The organism is Streptomyces sp. NPDC013457 (assembly GCF_043089925.1).
Lineage (GTDB): Bacteria > Actinomycetota > Actinomycetes > Streptomycetales > Streptomycetaceae > Streptomyces.
In genome coordinates this window covers 362,753-383,950 of record NZ_JBICBL010000001.1, presented here as the reverse complement: position 1 = coordinate 383,950, position 21,198 = coordinate 362,753, and the positions used below count along the sequence as shown (strand labels likewise).

The 21,198-nt window shown below is 73.5% G+C and carries 6 protein-coding genes; 4 read left to right on the top strand and 2 right to left on the bottom strand.

Going from position 1 to position 21,198, the window contains the following annotated elements:
- Window positions 1-124: 124 nt before the first annotated feature.
- The 4 genes from ACF1G2_RS01655 (at window position 125) to ACF1G2_RS01640 (ending at window position 17,362) form a co-directional block, all read left to right on the top strand.
- A complete protein-coding gene (locus tag ACF1G2_RS01655; RefSeq protein ID WP_391796291.1) occupies window positions 125-1,477 on the top strand; it encodes a lysine N(6)-hydroxylase/L-ornithine N(5)-oxygenase family protein in 1,353 nt (450 codons plus the stop codon).
- A gap of 148 nt (window positions 1,478-1,625) precedes the next feature.
- Window positions 1,626-2,672: an iron-siderophore ABC transporter substrate-binding protein gene (locus ACF1G2_RS01650; protein ID WP_391796290.1), complete on the top strand. Its 1,047-nt coding sequence runs from the start codon at window positions 1,626-1,628 to the stop codon at window positions 2,670-2,672.
- A 174-nt stretch (window positions 2,673-2,846) separates the two neighbouring features.
- The gene (locus tag ACF1G2_RS01645; protein ID WP_391796289.1) at window positions 2,847-17,156 is read left to right on the top strand and encodes an amino acid adenylation domain-containing protein; all 14,310 of its coding nucleotides are present in this window, start codon (window positions 2,847-2,849) and stop codon (window positions 17,154-17,156) included.
- Window positions 17,153-17,362: an MbtH family protein gene (locus ACF1G2_RS01640; RefSeq protein WP_391796288.1), complete on the top strand. Its 210-nt coding sequence runs from the start codon at window positions 17,153-17,155 to the stop codon at window positions 17,360-17,362. The genes ACF1G2_RS01645 and ACF1G2_RS01640 overlap by 4 nt, the downstream gene beginning before the upstream one ends.
- 211 nt (window positions 17,363-17,573) lie before the next feature.
- On the opposite strand, the gene ACF1G2_RS01635 is transcribed toward ACF1G2_RS01640, so the two are convergent.
- Together ACF1G2_RS01635 and ACF1G2_RS01630 are read right to left on the bottom strand one after the other, a co-directional pair.
- The gene (locus ACF1G2_RS01635) at window positions 17,574-19,364 is read right to left on the bottom strand and encodes an ABC transporter ATP-binding protein (protein WP_391796287.1); all 1,791 of its coding nucleotides are present in this window, start codon (window positions 19,362-19,364) and stop codon (window positions 17,574-17,576) included.
- 71 nt (window positions 19,365-19,435) lie between these two features.
- Entirely contained in the window at window positions 19,436-21,133 is a 1,698-nt protein-coding gene (locus ACF1G2_RS01630) for an ABC transporter ATP-binding protein (RefSeq protein ID WP_391796286.1), read from the bottom strand.
- Window positions 21,134-21,198: the final 65 nt, after the last annotated feature.

Genomic DNA, 21,198 nt, shown 5'->3' with positions numbered 1-21,198 from the left:
CAGCTCGGGGCAAGTCAGGTTAGCTTTACCTAAGTTCGCCCCTGGCCGACGCCACCGGCGGGCTCGGCGTCTCGTACTTTTCATCCTCGCCTGACAGGCGGCTGTCCCGCACGATGGGAGTGACATGTCACAGGTTCTTCCTGGCGACGCACCTCTGATCCATGACCTCATAGGAATCGGCTTCGGGCCGTCCAACGTGGCCATGGCGATCGCGCTCAGCGAGCACAACGCTCGCGTCGGCAGGCAGGAGGCGGTCACTGCTCACTTCTTCGAGCGCCAGCCCAACTTCGGCTGGCACCGCGGCATGCTCATCGACGACGCCACGATGCAAGTGTCCTTCCTCAAGGACCTGGTGACGCTCCGTAACCCGTCCAGCGAGTACACCTTCCTGCGCTATCTGCAGAGCAAGGGCCGGCTGATCGACTTCGTCAACCACAAGAACCTCTTCCCGCTCCGCGTGGAGTTCCACGACTACTTCGAGTGGGCGGCGGCCAAGGTCGACGACATGGTCTCCTACGGCCACGAGGTCGTCTCCGTCGAGCCCGTCGTACGCGACGGAGTCGTGGAGTACCTCGACGTCACGGCCCGCTCGGGCTCGGAGACCGTCGTCCACCGCGCCCGGAACCTCGTCATCGGCACGGGACTTCGGCCCCTCATGCCGGAAGGCGTCGAGCGCGGCGACCGCGTCTGGCACAACTCCGACCTGCTCGCCAAGGTCGACGGCCTGGAGGGCACCGACCCCACGCGCTTCATCGTGGTCGGCGCCGGCCAGAGCGCCGCCGAGAACGTGGCGTACCTCCACCGCCGCTTCCCCAACGCCGAGGTCTGCGCCGTCTTCTCCCGCTACGGCTACAGCCCGGCGGACGACAGCAGTTTCGCCAACCGCATCTTCGACCCCGAGGCGGTCGACGAGTACTACACGGCTCCCGACGACATCAAGCGCCGGCTGATGGACTATCACGGGAACACCAACTACTCGGTCGTGGACATCGACCTGATCGACGAGCTCTACCGGGTGGCGTACCAGGAGAAGGTGCTCGGCGCCGAACGGCTGCGCTTCCTCAACATCTCGCGCCTGACCGGCGTCGAGGAGACCCCGGACACGGTCCGCGCCACCGTCACCTCCCTGGTCACCGGCGAGGAGAACGTGCTGGACGCCGATGTCGTGGTCCTCGCCACCGGCTACAGCCCCGCCGAGCCCCTGGGGCTCCTGGGCGAGGTCGCGAAGAGCTGCCACCGGGACGAGCAGGGCCGGGTCCGCGTCGAGCGGGACTACCGCATCTCGACGGACCCCGCGGTGCGCTGCGGCATCTACCTGCAGGGCGGTACCGAGCACACCCACGGCATCACCTCGTCCCTGCTCTCCAACACCGCGATCAGGGTCGGCGAGATCCTGGACTCGATCCTCGACCGTGGTCAGGAGTCCGCCCTGGACGAGCCCCGGCCGGTCGCCGACGGCATCGGCTCGGTCCGCTGACCCCGTCCCCTCTCCGCCAGGCTTCCTCCGCCTGCCAGAACCCCACCCCCCATCGCCCCACCAGCCCCACCCGCCCCGACTGTCTCGTAGCGTCCTCGTACGCGGCGGTCGCGGCACGCACCGTGTGATCCCCGTGAAAGGAACCTCCGTGTCCACTGGTACGCGCCCCGCTCTGACGCGGTTCGTCAGACACTTCCCGCAGGTGGCCGTCGCCACCGTCGCCGCGCTCGCGCTGTCCGCCTGTGGGGGCGGCACCGAGAAGTCCGAGTCCAAGCCCTCGGGCGAGGCGAGCAGCTCCTCGTCCGCCGCCTTCCCCGTGACCGTGGAGCACAAGTACGGCTCCACCACCATCGACGCGGAGCCGAAGCGGGTCGTCACCCTGGGGCTTTCGGACCAGGACGCGGTGCTGGCGCTGGGGATCAAGCCGGTCGGCGCGGTGGACTGGTTCAAGGAGCAGCCGTACGGCAAGTGGCCGTGGACGAAGGACAAGTGGGGGTCCGCCAAGCCCGAGATCGTCGGCGAGCGCGACGAGTACAACATCGAGAAGATCGCGGCCCTGAAGCCCGACCTCGTCATCGCGCAGTACTCGGGGATGAAGAAGGAGCAGTACGACACGCTCTCGAAGTTCACCAAGGTCGTGGCCCAGCCCAAGGGCCTGCCCGACTACGGCGCGTCCTGGCAGGTCATGACGCGGCAGATCGGCAAGTCCCTCGGCAAGGACGCGGAGACCGAGAAGCTGATCTCCGGCATCGACGCCCGCTTCAAGGCCGTCCGCGACAAGCACCCCGAGTTCGCCACGAAGACCCTCGCCGTCGCCGACAGCTTCGAGGCCGGCAAGTACTCGGCCTTCACCAAGACCGACCCGAAGGCGATCTTCTTCTCCGAGCTCGGCTTCAAGCTGAAGCCCGAGATCGACACCCTGGCGAAGCCGGGCTGGAACGTCGCCGAACTGAGCGCCGAGAAGCTGAACGTGCTCGACGTCGACCGGCTCGTCTGGGTCACCTCCAGCACCGAGGCCAACGACCGCATCAAGGCCGAGCCGCTCTACAAGAAGCTGAAGGTCAACTCGGCGAAGCGCGACCTGTTCGTGCCCTACCAGGACCCGGACATCGGCGCGGCCTTCTCCTTCAACACCGTCCTGTCGATCCCGTACGCCATCGACGAGGTCGAGCCGCTGATCGCGGCCGTCAAGTAGCGCCCGTCACCGGCATCCGGCCCGTCCGCCTCCCGGCGGAACCGCGCCCCGCTCCCGGCAGCACCGCGCCATGCCACCGCACACACGGTGGCCCCCTCCCCGGCGCGGGGCCCGGGAGCGGGGCGCGCCGGACACACCTCACCGACGCACACCAGGGAAAGGCCCATTCGAACGATGTTTGACGTCGAGTCGGACCGGACGTCCACCTCCGGCATACCCGTCACGGGCGGGCAATCCGGTATCTGGCTTGCCCAGCAGATCGACCCGGACAGCTCCGCCTACAACATCGTGTTCGCCCTGGACCTGCACGGCGACGCCGACGTCGAGCGCCTCACCGCCGCCGTGCGGCAGGCCGTCGAGGAGGCCGAGAGCCTGCACGTGCGCGTCCGCGCGGGCGACGGCGGCCCCCGTCAGACCCCTGCCCCCGCCCCCGTCGACCTGCCCGTAGTCGACCTGCGCGGTGCCGCCGACCCCGAGCGGGCCGCCGCCGACTGGATGGCCGCCGACCGCGAAAGCCCCATGGACCTCGCCCGGGGCCCTCTCTTCGGCCACGCGCTGCTGCGCCTCGCCGACGACCACGTCGTCTGGTACCAGCGCTACCACCACATCGTCGTGGACGGCATGGGCGTCGCGCTCGTCACCCGCCGGGCCGGTGAGCTGTACACCGCCGGCGAGGAGGCGCCCGCCCCGCGCGACTGGGCGGTCTCCCGCCTGGTCGACGCCGACCTCGCCTACCGCGCCTCCGCCTCGCACCAGGAGGACCGCGCCTACTGGCTGGCCCGCATGGCCGACCGGCCCGAGCCCGTACGCCTCGTCGAGCGCGCCCCGGTACCCATGACCCGGCGCGTGCGCCGTACGTCCGAACTGAGCTCCGGGCAGGCCGAGCGGCTGCACGCCGCCGCCGAACGCGCCGGCACCCGGCCGTCCCGCCTTCTCGTCGCGGCCGTCGCCGCCTACCTCCACCGGGTCAGCGGCGAGCAGGACCTCGTCCTCGGCCTGCCGATCGCCGCCCGCCAGGACGCGGTCTCCGCCGACGTCCCCGGCATGGTCTCCAACATCGTGCCGCTGAGGCTCTCCGTCCGCCCCGGCACCACCGTCGCCGGACTCCTCGCCGAGGTACGGCGCGCGGTCGGCGAGGCGGTCGCCCACGGTCGCTACCGTGCCGAGGACCTGGCCAGGGAACTGGGTCTGCCCGACGGGGTGCACGAACTCGTCGGCCCCACGGTCAACGTCCTCCCGCGCCCGGACGACCTGCGGTTCCGTGACCTCGCGACCGAGCTCGAACCCGTCTGGCTCGGCCCGGTCAGCGACCTGGCCCTCAGCTTCGCCGAGTGCGGCGACGGGCGTGGCGTGTGCGTCCACCTCGACGCCGACGCCGAGGTCTGCGACGAGGCGACGCTGCGGGACCACGAGCGCCGCTTCCTCGCACTGCTCGACGCCTTCGTCGAGGACCTCGACCGCCCGGTCGGCCACATCGACCTGACCTCGTCCCCCGAACGGACGCGGCTCCTGGACGAGTTCGGCGACAGGCCCCGGGAGTCGCCCGAGCTCTCCTGGCCCGCCGCGTTCGAGCGGCAGGTCCGCCGTACCCCGGACGCCGTCGCCCTCGTCTGCGAGGACCGCGAGCTCACCTACGCCGAACTGAACGCGACCGCCAACCGGCTGGCCCGTCTCCTGGCCTCCCGCGGCGTCGGCGCCGAGGACATCGTCGCCGTCGCCGTCCCGCGCTCCGCCGACCTCGTCGTCTCCCTGCTCGCGGTGATGAAGGCGGGTGCGGCCTATCTGCCGCTGGACGCCGACCACCCGCAGGACCGGATCGCCTACATGCTCGACGACGCCGGCGCGCGCACGGTCCTCACCACCCGCGAGCTGTCGGGCGCGCTGCCCGACGCCCCCGGCGTCGCCCACCTGCTTCTCGACGAGCCGTCGCTGACGGCCGAACGCGACGCCCTCGACGGCTCCGACCTCGGCCTCGACATCGCCCTGGACCGGGCGGCGTACGTCATCTACACCTCGGGCTCCACCGGCCGCCCCAAGGGCGTGGTCGTCTCCCACGACGGCGTCGGCAGCCTCGTCGCCACCGCCACCGACCGCATCGGGATCACCGCCGAGAGCCGCGTCGTCCAGTTCGCCTCCGTGGGCTTCGACGTGACGGTCTGGGACCTGATCATGTCGCTGTGCGTCGGCGGCCGGATCATCGTGGTCCCCACCGAGCGCCGTGTCGCCGGTCCCGCGCTCACGGAGTACATCGCCCGCCACGGCGCCACCCACATGATCCTGCCGCCGTCCCTCGTCTCCGCCCTGCCGCAGGACTGCGAACTGCCGGACGGCGCCGTCCTGATCGTCGGCACCGAGGCGGTCCCCAGCGAGCTGATCGCCCGCTGGGCCGGACGCCTCCAGGTCGTGGTCGCGTACGGACTCACCGAGGCGACCGTCAACTCCACCCTCTGGGTCGCGACGCCCGACCGGCCCGGACCCGCGCCGATCGGCGAACCCGACCCCAACACCCGTGCCTACGTGCTCGATGCGGCGCTCCGCCTCGTCCCCGTCGGCACCGAAGGCGAGCTGTACGTCTCCGGACGCGGCCTCGCCCGCGGCTACCTGGGCCGGCCGGGCCTCACCTCCGAGCGCTTCGTCGCCGACCCGTACGCCGACGAGCCCGGCGCGCGGATGTACCGCACGGGCGACCGCGTCCGCTGGGGCGCCGACGGCAACCTGGAGTTCCTGGGACGCGCCGACGGCCAGATCAAGATCCGGGGCCACCGCATCGAGCCCGGCGAGATCGAGAGCGCCTTCATGGCCTGCCCGGGCATCGCCCAGGCCGCCGTCCTCGTCCGTGAGGACCACCGGAGCGCCAAGCGGCTCGTCGCCTACCTCGTCGCGGAGGCCGGTACGGACCCGGAGGCCTCCGTCGCCGAGGCACGGGCCCGGACCGCCGGGACGCTGCCCGACTACATGGTCCCCTCCGCCGTCGTCCGGCTCGACGGTCCGCTGCCCCTGACGCCCAACGGCAAGCTCGACAGCCGCGCCCTGCCCGAGCCCCGCTGGACAGCGACGGCCGGCGGCGACGCGCCCACCACCCCGGCCGAGACCGCGCTCGCCGCGCTCTTCGCCGAGGTGCTCAGTCTGCCGTCGGTAGGGGTCCACGACAGCTTCTTCGAACTGGGCGGCGACAGCATCGTCGCGATCCAGCTCGTCAACCGCGCCCGTGAGGCCGGGCTCGTGATCACCCCGCGCGACGTGTTCCGGCAGCGGACCGTGGCGGCGCTCGCCCGGACCGCCGCGCCGGTCACCGCCGAGGCGGCCTCCGAGGCCCCCCGGGCCGTGGAGCTCGACGCGGACGCGCTGCCCGTCTCCCCGCTCCAGGAAGGTTTCTTCTTCCACGCCGAGTTCGACCGGGAGGCCGCCGATCTCTACGTCGTCCAGGAACTCCTCGACCTCGAGGGCACCGTCGACCCCGACCGGCTCAGGCACGCGCTCCAACTGCTCCTCGACCGGCACGCGCTGCTGCGCGCCTCCTTCCGCCAGCTCCCCGGCGGCGAGGTCGTCCAGCGGATCGCCGACCGCACCGACCTGCCCTGGAGCGAGGCCGACACGGCCCGCACCCCGGTGGCGGACATCCTGCGGCAGGACCGTGCCGAGGGCTTCGACCTCGCCCGGCCCCCGCTGATGCGGGCCACCCTGATTCGCGACGGGCAGCGCCACCGCCTGCTGCTCACGCTGCACCACATCATCGCCGACGGCTGGTCGGTCTCGGTCCTGCTGCGCGAACTGACCGCCGCCTGCACGGGCGACGCCCTGCCCGAACCGCCCGCCCCGGACGCGTACCTCACCTGGCTCGCGAGCCGGGACCTCGACGCCGCCCGCGACGCGTGGCGCCAGGCCCTGGCCGGCCTGGACGGTCCGACCCGGCTGCCCGCCCTCGCCTCCGCCGCGGGCGACCAGGCAGCGCCGGCCGCCCGGCCCGAGCACGTCGACGTCCGGCTGCCGGAGTCGCTCACCGCCGACCTCGCGGCCCGCGCCCGCAGTCACGGGCTCACCCTCAGCACCGTCCTGAACGGAGGCTGGGCCCTGCTCCTCGGCGGTCTGACCGGCAGCCGGGACGTGGTGTTCGGCACCACCGTCTCCGGACGTACGACCGAGGTCAGGGGGCTGGACTCGGCGGTCGGCCTGTTCATCAACACCGTCCCCGCCCGGGTCACCCTGCACGGTGGCGAGACCCTCGTCGAGCTGCTGCGGCGCGTCCAGGACGAGCACGCGGCCCTCCTTGACCACCAGCACCTCGGGCTCGCCGAGATCCAGCGGATCGCGGGCGGCGGAGAACTCTTCGACACGCTCGTGGTGTTCGAGAACTTCCCCTCCGGAGAGCTGGCCCCGGCACCGCGCCCCGAGACGCTGCGCGTCACCGGCGCCGAGGTCTTCGACGCCGTCCACTACCCGCTCGCCCTGATCGTCGAGCACGACGGGGACCACCTCGCCCTGCGGTTCAAGTACGACGCGGCCCGCCTCGACCAGCTGACCGTGGCCGTCGTCGCCCACCGGTTCGAGGCCCTGCTGCGGACGCTCGTCGACGACCCGGCCCGGCCCGTCGCCCGCGTCGGGACGCTCTCCGGCCGGGAGGAGGAGCGTCTCGCCGCGCTGAACGCCACGACGCACCCGCTCCCCGACCCCGACGCCACCCTGGCCTCCCTCTTCGCCGCACAGGTGGCACGGACGCCGGACTCCCCGGCCGTCGTATTCGAGGGCACCACACTGTCCTACGCCGAACTCGACCGGCGCGCCGAGGCGCTGGCCCGGCGGCTGCGGGCGCGGGGCACGGGCCCCGAACACTTCGTCGCGGTCGCGGTGCCCCGCTCCGCGGAGCTCATGGTCGCGCTGCTCGGCGTCCACAAGGCGGGCGCCGCCTACCTGCCCCTCGACCTCGACTACCCCGCCGACCGGGTCGCGTTCATGCTCGCCGACTCAGGCGCCCGTACGGTCGTGACCACCGCCGACGCGTCCGGCCGGCTGCCCGACGTCCCCGGACTCGCCCACGTCCTGGTGGACCGTGACGAGGAGACGGCCGACACACCGGTCGTGCACGGGGGACCCGACCACCCCGCGTACCTCATCTACACCTCGGGCTCCACCGGCCGCCCCAAGGGCGTCGCCGTCACCCACCGCGCGATCGTCAACCGGCTCGCCTGGATGCAGGACGAGTACGGGCTCACCGTCCACGACCGCGTGCTCCAGAAGACGCCGTCCAGCTTCGACGTCTCCGTCTGGGAGTTCTTCTGGGCCCTCGTCGAAGGCGCGACCGTCGTCCTCGCCCGGCCCGACGGCCACCGCGACCCGGCGTACCTCGCCGAGCTGATCGCCACCGAGCGGATCACGACCACGCACTTCGTGCCCTCGATGCTGGCCGCGTTCGTCCAGGTCATGGAGGCCGCGCCGGGAACCCCCGAGTGGGCCAGGAGCCTGCGCCGCGTCTTCTGCAGCGGCGAGGCCCTCACCGGAGCCGACGCCCGCCGCTGGGCGGAACTGACCTCCCGCCGAGGCCACGGCCCGGTGCCGCTGCACAACCTCTACGGCCCCACCGAGGCCGCCGTCGACGTCACGTACTTCCCGTACGAAGGGGACGACGAACTCGCCGTTCCGATCGGCCGACCCGTCTGGAACACCCGCCTGTACGTCCTCGACGCCTTCCTGCGCCCCGTCCCGGACGGCGTCCCCGGCGAGGCGTATCTCGCCGGCGTCCAGCTGGCCCGCGGGTACCACGACCGGCACGGGCTGACCGCCGAGCGGTTCGTCGCCGACCCGTTCGGCGAGCCCGGTGCCCGCATGTACCGCACCGGCGACCTGGTCGCCCGGCGCGCCGACGGCGCCGTCGACTACCTCGGCCGCACCGACCGCCAGGTCAAGGTGCGCGGCAACCGCGTCGAACTGGGCGAGATCGAGGCCGCCCTTGCCGCCCTCCCGGGGGTCGCCCGCGCCGCCGTCGTCGTCCGCGACGGCACGCTCCTCGGCTACGCGGTCCCGGCGCCGGGCGGCTCCCGTCCCGTGACCGCCCTGGACGGCGAAGCCCTCCACGCGGCGCTCGCCGACGCGCTGCCCGCCGCGGTGGTGCCGACGGCCGTCATGGCCCTCGACACGCTGCCGCTGACCCCCAGCGGCAAGCTCGACCAGAACGCCCTGCCCTCGCCGACCGTCGCCCCCAGGGCCGGTGGACGCGCGCCGCGCGACGAACGCGAGGGCGCCCTCTGCGAGATCTTCACCGATGTCCTCGGTATCGCCGGGATCGGTGCCGACGACGACTTCTTCGTCCTGGGCGGCGACAGCCTCACCTCGATCGCCGTCGCCACCCGGGCCCGTGAAAGGGGACTGACCATCAGCCCGCGCGATGTGTTCGAGCACCGTACGCCCGCCGCGCTCGCCGCGACGGCCGCGGACGTGCCGGACGAACCCGCCGTCGAGACCGCTCCCGAGGAGCCCGCCGCCGGGGTGAGCATGACCGCCGCCGACGCGGGGCAGGCCGCCGCCGCCCTCCAGGCGATGCTCGCCGCGCAAGCGCAGTCCGGCGCCGCCGTCGACCCGGCCCTCCAGGCGCTGCTCGCCCGGCTGACCGCCGGCGCCCCCGCCGAGCCCCCGGCCCCGGCGCCGCTCGGCGGCCTCGAACTGACCGCCGAGGAGACCGCCCGCGTCGAAGCCGTCGCGGGACTCCCGGTCGCCGACGTCTGGCCGCTCTCCCCGCTCCAGGAGGGCATGTACTTCCACGCCACCTACGACACCGGCGACGCCCTCGACGTCTACCTGTCGCAGGAGACCCTGGACTTCGACCGCCCCCTGGACGCCGACCGGCTGCGCGCCGCCTGCCGGGCGCTCCTGGAACGCAACGCGAGCCTGCGCGCCGGCTTCACCAGCGACGGCCTGCCCCGGCCCGTCCAGTTCATCGCCGACGGCGCCGAGATCCCGCTGACGGAGACCGACCTCTCCGGGCTGTCCGCCGAGGAGCGGCGCGCCCGCGTGGACGCGCTCCTCGCCGCCGACCGCCGGCAGCGCTTCGACCTGTCCGCCCCGCCGCTCTGCCGCCTCCAGCTGATCCGGCTCGGCGACGGGCGAGACCGGCTCGTCGTCACCCACCACCTCATCCTGTGGGACGGCTGGTCCGCCTGGCTCTTCCTGGAGGAGCTGTTCACGCTGTACGAGCGGGCCGGCGACACCACCGGTCTGCCCGCGCCCGGGTCGTACCGCGACTACCTGGCCTGGCTCGACCGTCAGGACACCGGCCAGGCCCTCGACGCCTGGCGCGGCGCGCTCGCCGGCTTCGACGAGCCGACCCTCGTCGCACCGACCGGCCGCGACGCGGGCCCGGTCATCCCGGCCGACTTCGACGCCGTGCTCGGCAAGGAGACCAGCGACCGCCTCCGCGCGCTGGCCCGGCAGCACGGTCTCACCCTGAACACCGTGCTCAACGCCGCCTGGGGCCTGGTCCTCTCGGCGATGACAGGCCGAGGCGACGTCGCCTTCGGCACCGCGGTCGCCGGCCGCCCCGCGGACGTTCCGGACGTCGCCGGCATCATCGGCATGTTCCTCAACACCATCCCCGCGCGCGTCGCGTTCGCCCCGGACGAGCCGCTGCTCGACCTGCTGCGCCGGATGCAGTCCGAGCGCGCCTCGGTCATGCCGTACGAGTACGTCGGCCTCGGGACCCTCCAGCAGGAGACCGGCCACCGGCGGCTGTTCGACACCCTCTTCGTGCTGCGCTCCGCCGACGGCGAGGACCGTGCCGCGGAGCTCCGGCAGCGGCACGGCATCACCGACGTCTCGAACGTGGACGGCACCCACTTCCCGCTCACCCTGATCGTCACTCCCGAGACCCGGCTGCGGGTCACGCTGGCGGCGCGGCCCGACCTGTTCGACGCGGAGGCCGCGCACACGATCCTCGGCCGGTTCACCACCGTCCTGGAGCGGCTCGGCGAGATCCTCGCCCGCCCGGACGCCGTCACCGCCCGCACCGTCGGCGTGGACCTCCTGCTGCCCTCCGAGCGCGCCGCCCTGGCGGCCGGGGTGGCCGGCAGCCGGGAGCCGGTGCCGAACGAGACCATCGCCGACATGCTGACGGCCCAGGTCGCCCGCACCCCGGACGCGGTGGCGCTCGTCTTCGGCGAACGCGCCCTCACCTACGCCGAACTGGACGCGCACGTCAACCGGATCGCCCGGCTGCTCCTCGCCAGGGGAGCGGGCCCGGAGAAGGTCGTGGCGCTCGCCCTGCCCCGCTCCATCGACATGGTCGCCGCGCTCTTCGCCGTCCTGCGGACCGGCGCCGCCTATCTGCCGCTCGACCTGGACCACCCGGCCGACCGGCTCCGACTGATGGTCGAGGACACCGGACCCCTCTGCCTGGTCACCACCACCGCCGTCGCCCCCACCCTCCGGGGTCCCGAGGGCGCCGTCGCCCCCGAGCTCCCGCTGGACGACGAGACCGTGGCCGCCGAGCTGTCCGCCCTCCCCGGCGGGGAGATCACCGACGCCGAGCGGCCCGCCTTCGCCCACGGCGTCGAGGACCGGCTCGAACACCCGGCGTACGTCATCTACACCTCCGGCTCCACCGGCCGGCCCAAGGGCGTCGTCACCCCCTACCGGGGTCTGACGAACATGCAGCTCAACCACCAGAAGGAGATCTTCGACCCGGCCATCGCCTCGGCCGGAGGCCGGCGACTGCGCATCGCCCACACCGTCTCCTTCGCCTTCGACATGTCCTGGGAGGAGCTGCTCTGGCTCGTCGAGGGCCACGAGGTCCACGTCTGCGACGAGGAGCTGCGCCGCGACGCGGAGGCGCTGGTCGCCTACTGCGACCGGCACCGGGTCGACGTCGTCAACGTGACCCCCACATACGCCCAGCTGCTCATCGAGGAGGGCCTCCTCGACCACGACGAGGCGGCCGGGAAGCACCGCCCCGCGCTGGTCCTGCTCGGCGGCGAGGCCGTGTCCGACACCGTGTGGAGCACGCTGCGCCGCACCGAGGGCACCTACGGCTACAACCTCTACGGGCCGACCGAGTACACCATCAACACCCTCGGCGGCTCCACCACGGACAGCGCGACCTCCACCGTCGGCATGCCCATCCGGAACACCCGCGCCCACGTCCTGGACGCCATGCTGCGCCCGGTTCCGCCCGGCTGCCCCGGCGAGCTGTACATCGCCGGCACCGGCCTGGCCCGCGGCTACCACGACCGGCCCGGTCTCACGGCCGAGCGGTTCGTGGCCGACCCGTTCGGCGAGCCGGGGGAGCGGATGTACCGCACCGGCGACCTCGTACGGCAGCGGCCCGACGGGCTCCTCGACTTCCTGGGGCGCACCGACGACCAGGTGAAGATCCGCGGCTACCGGATCGAACTCGGCGAGATCTCCACGGCTCTGTCCTCGCACCCCGAGGTCGCCCACGCGGCCGTCGTCGTCAACGAGAGCACCGGCACCAGGCGTCTCGTCGGCTACTTCGCACCCGAGGACGGCACCGCGCCCGGAGAGGAGCTGCTCCAGCGGCTCCGCGACCACCTGAAGGCCGCGCTGCCCGACTACATGGTCCCCTCCGCGCTCGTCCCCGTGGACACCCTCCCGCTCACCGTCAACGGAAAGCTCGACGTACGGGCCCTGCCCGCACCGGACTTCGCCGGAACCGGCACGAGCCGCACCCCGCGCACGCCGCGCGAGGAGACGCTCTGCGCGCTCTTCGCCGAGGTGCTCGGCCTGCCGGAGGGCAGCGTCGGCATCGACAGCGACTTCTTCGAGCTCGGCGGCCACTCGCTGCTCGCCACCCGGCTCGTCAGCCGGGCCCGTACCGCGCTGGACGCCGAACTCGCCATCCGCGACCTCTTCGAGGCGCCCACGGTGGCCGAGCTGGTCGAGCGTGCGGACCGCTCCGGCGGCGCCGCACGGCCGGCTCTGACCGCGGGGGAGCGGCCCGACGAACTCCCGCTCTCGCACGCCCAGCAGCGCCTGTGGGTCATCCAGCAGATCGAGTGCACCTCGGCCGCGTACAACTTCCCGCTGGTCATGCGGTTGCGCGGCGCCCTGGACGTGGCGGCCTGGGAGACGGCGCTCGCCGACGTGACCGCCCGGCACGAGGCCCTGCGGACGGTCTTCGTGGAACACGAGGGCCAGGCCGTCCAGCGCGTCCTGCCCGTCGACGAGGCACGTCCCGTCGTGGAGCGGCTGCACGCCACCGAGGACCAGGTGCCCGATCTCGTCGAGGCCGCCGTCAACCGGCCCTTCGACCTCGCCGCCGAACTTCCCCTGCGCGCCACGGTCGTCGAGCTGGCACCCGAGGACCACGTGGTCGTCCTGCTGCTCCACCACATCACCACCGACGAGTGGTCGGACCGCCCCTTCCTCCGCGACCTGGCCGCCGCCTACGCGGCCCGCGTCGACGGCGCGGCCCCGCAGTGGGAGCCGCTGCCCGTCCAGTACGCCGACTACGCCCTGTGGCAGCAGCGGCTGCTCGGCGACCCGGCGGACACGGAGAGCCTGGCCGCCCGCCAGCTGGAGTACTGGCGCACGACCCTGGACGGCGCACCCGAGGAGCTGGAACTGCCCACGGACCGGCCCCGCCCGGCCCGGCCGGCGTTCACCGGCGCCGAACTGGACATCGCCTTCGACGCCGACGTCCACGAAGGCCTGAAGCGGCTCGCCCGCGAGAGCGGCGCCAGCATGTTCATGGTCGTCCACGCGGCCGTGGCCGCCCTGCTGCACCGCATGGGCGCCGGTACGGACATCCCCGTCGGCTCGCCCATCGCCGGGCGCGGCGACGAGGCCCTCGACAACCTGGTCGGCTTCTTCGTCAACACCCTGGTGCTGCGCACCGACCTGAGCGGCGACCCGAGCTTCACCGAGCTGCTCGCCCGGGTGCGCGAGACCGACCTGGCCGCCTTCTCGCACGCGGACGTTCCCTTCGAATCCGTGGTGGAGAAGCTCAACCCGACCCGCTCCCTCTCCCGGAACCCGCTGTTCCAGGTGATGGTCGGCTACCACGCCCGTACGGGCGACGCCCTGGAACTGACCGGCCTCGGCGCCGAGTACGTCCCCTTCCGCATCCGCTCGGCCAAGTTCGACCTCGTGTTCAGCTTCACCGAGCACACGCCGGCCGACGGCGGCACCGGCTCCCTCGGCTGCCGTCTGGAGTTCGCCACCGAGCTGTTCGACCACCGGACCGCCCAGCGTCTCGGCGAGCGCCTCCGCGCCCTCGTCGCGGCCCTCGTCGCCGCGCCCGCGCTGCCCGTCTCGCGGGCCGAGATCCTCGGCGACGACGAGCGGCGGCTGGTCCTGGACGGCTTCAACGCCACCTCCCGCGAGGTCGACGAGGAGTCCTTCCCGGCCCTGTTCGCCCAGCGGCTCGCCGAGCGCCCCGACGCGGTCGCCGTCGTCGACCGAGACCGGTCCGTCACCTACGCGGAGCTCGACGCCCGAGCCAACCGCCTCGCCCGGCTGCTCGCGGCACGCGGAGCCGGCGCCGAGAGCGTGGTCGGCGTGGCCGTCCCCCGCTCGGTCGACATGGTCGCCACGGTGCTCGCCGCGCTGAAGCTGGGCGCCGCGTTCCTCCCGCTCGACCTGGTCCACCCGGCCGACCGCCTCACGTACATGATCGAGGACTCGCGGGCGGCGCTCGTCGTCGGCACCGAGCCGGTCGCCGGGAAGATCCCCGAGGTGGCGGGCGTGCCGGTGGTGCTGCTCGACGAATCGTCGGTGGCCGCCGAGCTGGAGACCCTGCCGCAGACCGCGGTCGACGGGAGGCCGGTCCTCCTCGACCAGGCGGCGTACGTCATCTACACCTCCGGCTCCACCGGACGGCCCAAGGGCGTCGTCGTCCCGCACGAGGGAATCTCCAGCCTCGTCGCCACCGCCGTCGACCGCATGGGTCTCGAACACGACAGCCACGTCCTGCAGTTCGCCTCGATCGGCTTCGACGTCTTCGCCTTCGAACTGTCCATGGCGCTCTGCCACGGCGGCCGGCTCGTCCTCATCACGGACGAAGCACGGGTCGCGGGGCCGGCGCTCACCGACTTCCTCGCCGAGCAGCGGATCACCCACATGATCCTTCCGCCGTCCCTCGTGTCGGCCCTGCCTCCCGGCTGCGAGCTCCCGGAGGGGTCGACCGTCCTCGTCGGCACGGAGACCGTGCCGCCGGACGTCTTCGAGCGGTTCGGTGCCACGGCCCATCTGATCTGCGCCTACGGACTCACCGAGGCGACGGTCAACTCCACGCTCTGGCCCTCGCGCGAGCACGGAGGCCGCCCGTCCGGCCGGGTGCCCATCGGCCGGCCCGACCCGAACACCCGCGCCTACGTCCTGGACGAGCACCTGCGGCCGGTCCCGCCCGGAGTCGTCGGCGAGCTGTACGTCTCCGGACGCGGCCTCGCCCGCGGCTACCTCGGCAAGACCGCGCTGACCTCCGAGCGGTTCGTCGCCGACCCGTACGCCACCGAGCCCGGCGCGCGGATGTACCGCACCGGCGACCGCGCCCGCTGGCGCGCCGACGGCAACCTCGACTTCCTCGGCCGCGTCGACACCCAGGTCAAGGTGCGCGGCTTCCGCATCGAGCTGGGCGAGATCGAGGCTGCCCTCGCCGGTCACCCCTCGGTCGCCCAGGCAGCCGTGCTGCCCGACCGCGACGGCGACATCGTCCGCCTCGTCGGCTACGCCGTCCCGGAGGCGGGGGAGTCCGTGGAGCTCGACCCGCAGGAGCTGCGCGCCCACGTGGCCGGGCTGCTGCCCGAGTACATGGTCCCCGCGCTCGTCGTGCCGCTGGACGGCCCGCTGCCGCTGACCCCGAACGGCAAGCTGGACCGCAAGGCGCTGCCCGCGCCCGACTGGGCGGCGATGACCGGGGACGCGTCGCCCGCCAACGAGACGCAAGGCCGGCTGGCCGCCCTGTTCGGCGAGATCCTCAAGCTGGAGCGGGTGGGCGTCCACGACAACTTCTTCGCGCTCGGCGGCCACTCCATGGCCTCCATGCGGCTCCTGGGCCGCATCCGGGCCGAGTTCGGCGTCGAGCTCAGCATCAGGGACGTCTTCGACGCGCTGACCGTCGCCGGCATCGAGGGCAAGCTCAAGGGAGCGTCGACGGCCCGCCCGGCACTGCGCCCGGCGGAAGTCCGGCAGAAGTCCGACCGGCAGGAGCCGCACCTGCAGGAGGACCAGCGTCAGGACGAACTCCTCGCCGCGCCCGTCCAGCGCTGGCAGTGGGACGCGTACCTCCGTACACCCCGCTTCGACCACGCGCTGGTGCTGCGCTCGGCCGGAGGCCTGGACGCGGACGTGCTGTCCGCCGCCCTCGCCGACGTGGCGGCCCGGCACGAGCCGCTGCGCACGGCGTTCACGGAACGCGGCCGCGCGCTGCACCACCGGGCCGTCCAGCCCCCGGTGCTCGTCCTGGAGGAGTGCGCCGACCTGGACGCGCGCCTGACCGAACTGGCCGCCGGAGCACCGGATCCCGGCCGTGCGGCACCGCTCGGCGCCCGCCTGCTGACGGCGCCCACCGGCGCGCAGGCGCTGCTCCTGACCATGCACTACCTGGCTGTGGACGAATGGTCGGTGGTCCCGCTCTTCCGTGACCTGACGGCGGCCTACGCGGCGCGTACGGAAGGCGGCGCCCCCGCGTGGCGGCCGCTGCCGGTGTCGTACACCGACTACGCCCGGTGGGCCCGCGAGGTCCTGGGCGACCTCGACGACCCGGACAGCCGCGGCGGCCGGCAGCTCGCCTACTGGCGCGAGACGCTGAAGGACGCACCGGCCGAGCTGGCCCTCCCGGCGGACGGCCCGCGCTCGTCCACGCCCGGCGCGGACCATGTGGGCTTCGTCCTGGACGAGCGGCTGCACGCCGCCGTGGACGAGCTCGCCCGGACGACCGGCACCAGCATGTTCATGGTGCTGCACTCCGCCCTGGCGGCCCTGCTCACCGCCCACGGCGCCGGCACGGACCTGCCCATCGGCACCCTGGTCGCGGGCCGTACGGACGACCAACTGGCCGACCTGGTGGGCTGCTTCTTCAACACGGTCGTGCTGCGCACCGACACCGGGGGCGACCCGACCTTCGCGGAGCTGCTCTCCCGCGTACGGGAGACCACGCTCGGCGCCCTCGACCGGCAGGACGTGCCGTTCGACGAGGTCGTCCGGGTGGCCGGACTGCCCCAGGAGGGCCCGCAGGTCATGGTGATCCACCATGAACAGGCGGACCTGGAGCAGCTGGAGGGCGGGGTCGGCTCCCTCGAAGCCGTACCGACCGGGTCCACCAGGGCGCGGCTGACCCTCAGCTTCTACGAGCCGCAGGGTGACGGGCCCGTCCACTGCGGACTGATCCACGCGACCGACCTGCTCGGCACCGCGAAGGCGCGGCGACTCGCCGACGAACTTCAGAGGCTGCTGCACGCCGTGGCAGCCGATCCCGGACAGCCGCTCTCCGAGCTGTTCACCGCCGTGACCGCGCGTTCGACAAGGAGTGACAACGCATGAGCACCAACCCGTTCGAGGACCCGCAGGGCCGCTTCCTGGTCCTCGTCAACGACGAGAACCAGCACTCGCTGTGGCCCTCGTTCGCCGAGGTACCGGCCGGCTGGCGCACGGTCTTCGGCGAGGAGACGCGCGAGGCGTGCCTGGCGTACGTCGAGGAACACTGGACGGACCTCCGCCCGGCCGGCCTGGCGGCCCGGCAGTCCTGACCGTTACGACCCGACGCCGCCGCCCCGGAGCCCCGCTCCCGGGCGGCGGCGTCTTGCCGAGTGTCCCGTTCCGTGTGGGCAATCGCCCTGCCCAGCGGGACGATTGCCCACGACGGGGCGGATTGCCCACGACGGGGCGGGGCGGGCTGCCGCATGGAGAAGGCTCCCGACCGGAATCCCGGGCGGGAGCCTTCTCCATGCGGCGCGAGGCCTACGCCGGGACCGACGGCTCCCGCCGGCTGTCCGACCACGCCGACCACAGCTCCGCGTACCGTCCCCCCGCCGCGACCAGTTCCTCGTGCGTGCCCGTCTCCACGACCCGCCCCCGGTCCAGGACCACGACGCGGTCGGCGGTCGCCGCCTGGGGGAGGCGGTGGGCCACCATCAGGCCCGTACGGCCCTCCAGGGCGCGCAGCGCGGCCGTCTCGAGGACGCGGGCGCCCGCGCTGCCGGCGTCGGCGGTGGCCTCGTCGAGGATCGCGATCGGCGGGTCGGTGAGGACCAGCCGGGCCAGGGCCAGGTGCTGGGCCTGGGTCACCGTGAGGCGGTGGCCGCCCTCGCCCACGACCGTGGCCGCCCCCTCGGGCAGCGCGTCGACCCACTCCAGGGCGCCGACACGGTCCAGCGCGGCGCGCAGCTCCTCGTCCGTCGCCCCGGGGCGGGCCAGCCGCAGGTCCTCGGAGAGCGGCCCGGCGAAGACGTGGACCTCCTGGCTGATCAGGGTGACCGCCCGCCGGACCCCGGCCGGGCCCAGCTCCCGGGAGTCCACACCTCCCAGGGAGATCGTGCCGGTCGACGGGTCGTGCACGCCCGCGATCAGCTTCGCCAGCGTGGTCTTGCCCGCGCCGCTGGCACCGACGAGGGCCACCCGCTCGCCCTCCCGGACCTCCAGGTCCACGGAGGCGAGCACCGGGTGGCCGTCCACGTACGCGTGGCCGAGGTCCGTCACCTTGACCGAGCCGTCCACCGGCACGGCGGCCCGCTCGTCGGCCTCCCGCTCGGCCGGGAGGCTCGACACGCCGACCAGGCGGGCGAGGCTCGCGCCGGCCGACTGGGCGTCGTCGATGAGGAAGAGCGCGGCGTTGATCGGGTTGAACAGACCGTGGAAGTAGAGCGCCGCCGCCGTCGCCGTACCGATGCTCACCGAGCCGTGGTCGACCAGGAAGAAGCCGGTGACGAGGATCGACGTCATACCGATGAACTCGGCGATGTTGAGGCGCGAGAAGAAACCCGAGACCAGGCGCATGCCCCGCGCCGCCAGGTCCACCGCCGTCTGTGAGCGCTGCTCCAGGAGTTCCGCGTGCCGGCCGTTGAGACGGAACGCGCGGACCGTACGGACGCCGCCGATGCTGTCGAGCAACTGGTGCTGCAGCGCGCCCGTCGCCACCCGGTGCTCGCCGTAGATGCTCGCGGCGCGCGGGATGTACCAGCGCACGGTGAGGACGTGGACCGGGACGGCGATCAGCACGGCGAGCAGGAAGCGCCAGTCGAGGACGGTCAGACCCACGAGGGTGAGCACGATCGTGAGGAAGGCGCCGGCGAACTCGGGAAGGGCCTGCCGTACCGCCCGAGCGATCAGGGTCACGTCGCCCGTCACCCGCGAGGTGAGGTCGCCCGAACCGGCCTGCTCGACCCGTTCGAGCGGCAGCCGCAGTGCCCGCGCGATGAACCGTTCCCGCAGGTCCGCGAGGACCGTCTCGCCGAGCCTGGCGACGAGTGACTTGCCGATCGCGGTCGCGATGCCGCGGGCGACGGCGACCGCGAGGAGGAGCAGCATCGGGACGGTCAGCGCGGACGCGCCGCTCTTCTCCACGACGAGGTCCACGATCCGGCCCAGCAGCGGCGCCGTCAGCAGCCCGATGGCCGTGCCGACGACGAGGACGGTCACCGCGCCCACGGCGAGGAGCCGGTGACGGCGCACCAGCTCGCGGACGACGGCGAGGGTCCGGGCGCCGCTCGCGGTGGGCAGCAGCTCGCGTTCGGGTGTGCCGGGTCCGCTCATCGTCCGTCCTTCGTCCTGCGGGTCTCGGTCCTGCGGGTCTCGGTCCTGGCCGGCTCGGTCCGGGGCGGTTGTCATGCCAGCACCGCCGAGCGGTACGTCTCGTGCTCGGCGACCAGCTCCGGGTGGCTGCCCTCGGCGGTCACCCGGCCGTCGTCGAGCATGACGACCACGTCGGTCCCGGCGAGCAGCGCGGGGCTCGTGGTGACCAGGACCGTGGTGCGGCCGCGGCGGAGGTCCCGCAGCCGGCCGGCGATGCGGGCCTCGGTGACGGTGTCGACGGCCGTGGTCGGGTCGTGGACGACGAGGACCGGCGGGTCGGCGGCGAGAGCCCTGGCGAGCGCGACGCGCTGGCGCTGACCGCCGGAGAGCGACTTGCCGCGCTCGGTGAGGACGGTGTCCACGCCGTCGGGCAGCGCCTGGGCGACGTCGTCGGCGGCCGAGGCCGCGAGTGCCGGACCCAGGGCCGCGCCGTCGAGCTCCGCCCCGGCGCGCACGTTGGCGAGCAGGCTGTCCTCGAACAGGTCGGCGTCGTGGTGCGCGACCAGGATCGCGCGGCGGGCGTCGTCCGGGCCGAGGTCGGTCAGCGGTACGCCGTCGAGCTCGACGCTCCCTTCGGCGGGGTCGAGTTCGCGGCCCAGGCAGAGCAGCAGGTCGTTCGCGGCGGCCGCGTCACGGGCGACCACGCCGACGAGGCTGCCGGGCGCGATGTCGAGGTCGACCCCGCGCAGCGCGCCCTGGGTGACCCCCCGCAGCCGCAGCCGCCCGGCGACCGGGTCGGCCAGGGGGGCCGTGCCGGCGGGGACGGCGGGCGGCGAGGCGAGGACCTCGGCGATCCGCTCGGCGGAGGCCCGGCCCTGGGCGAACTCGCCGTTGACGTAGGTGAGGAGCTGGAAGGGGCCGAGGAGGTACTGGGCGAGGCCGACGGCCGCGACCAGCTCGCCCACGGTGATGCTGCCGTTCATCGCGAGGTGCGCCCCGACGAGCCCGATCGCCGCGATGAAGATGCCCGTCAGGGCGAGGATCGCGCCGTCGTGCCAGGCCCGGCTCGTCGCGGCGCGCAGCGCCGAGGCCAGCGAGCTGCGGCTCGTCTGCCGGTACCGGGAGACCGCCGCCGCCTCGGCCCCGATGCCCTTCAGCACGCGCAGGCCGGCGACCAGGTCGGCGGCGACCCCGGAGGCGTGGGCGGCGTGCTCCTGCTCCGCCTCGCTGCGCCGTTCGAGCGGGCGGCTGATGACATGGCCGAGCCACAGCAGCGGCGGGACGCCGAGGAGGACCAGCAGGCCGAGCGGTACGGAGATGCGGAGCAGGGCCACGGCGCTGATCGCCAGTCCGGCGACGGCGGACAGGGTGTACGGGAGCGCGGCGGCGACCGATCCGACCCGCTTGGCGTCGCCGGTCGCGACGGCGGTCAGCGCTCCGGGCAGCCGCCCGCTGTCGGCGCCGCCCCGTGAGTCGAGCACCCGGGCTGCGAGGTCCTGCCGGATGCGGTGCGCCGCCGACTCGCCCGCGCCCTCGGCGAGCCGCGCCGAGTTGCGGTAACAGGTGGAGAGTACGAGGAAGAGGCCGGCGAGCACGAGCAGCCACCGCAGCAGGGCGCCGGAGGAGCCGGTCGCCACCGCCTCGTCGATGACCAGACCGATGACGACCGGGACGAGAGCCTCGCACACCTGATGCGCCATGCCGAGGAGCGAGGCTCCGGTGACACGGCGCCGTTGATCGGCGAGTGCTCTGCGGAGGACGAAGCCTCCCGTTGGTCCTCCAGCGGGCATGCGACGCCTCCACAGAAACAGAGCTGGATTGTTAGGTAAGGCTACCTTAAACACCGGTGGTGCCA

What these genes read in the sequence shown, in the direction of transcription:
- ACF1G2_RS01635 (WP_391796287.1), bottom strand. Translation starts at nt 19,364, where the DNA reads ATGAGCGGACCCGGCACACCCGAACGCGAGCTGCTGCCCACCGCGAGC.
- ACF1G2_RS01630 (WP_391796286.1), bottom strand. Translation starts at nt 21,133, where the DNA reads ATGCCCGCTGGAGGACCAACGGGAGGCTTCGTCCTCCGCAGAGCACTC.
- ACF1G2_RS01645 (WP_391796289.1), top strand. Translation starts at nt 2,847, where the DNA reads ATGTTTGACGTCGAGTCGGACCGGACGTCCACCTCCGGCATACCCGTC.
- ACF1G2_RS01655 (WP_391796291.1), top strand. Translation starts at nt 125, where the DNA reads ATGTCACAGGTTCTTCCTGGCGACGCACCTCTGATCCATGACCTCATA.
- ACF1G2_RS01640 (WP_391796288.1), top strand. Translation starts at nt 17,153, where the DNA reads ATGAGCACCAACCCGTTCGAGGACCCGCAGGGCCGCTTCCTGGTCCTC.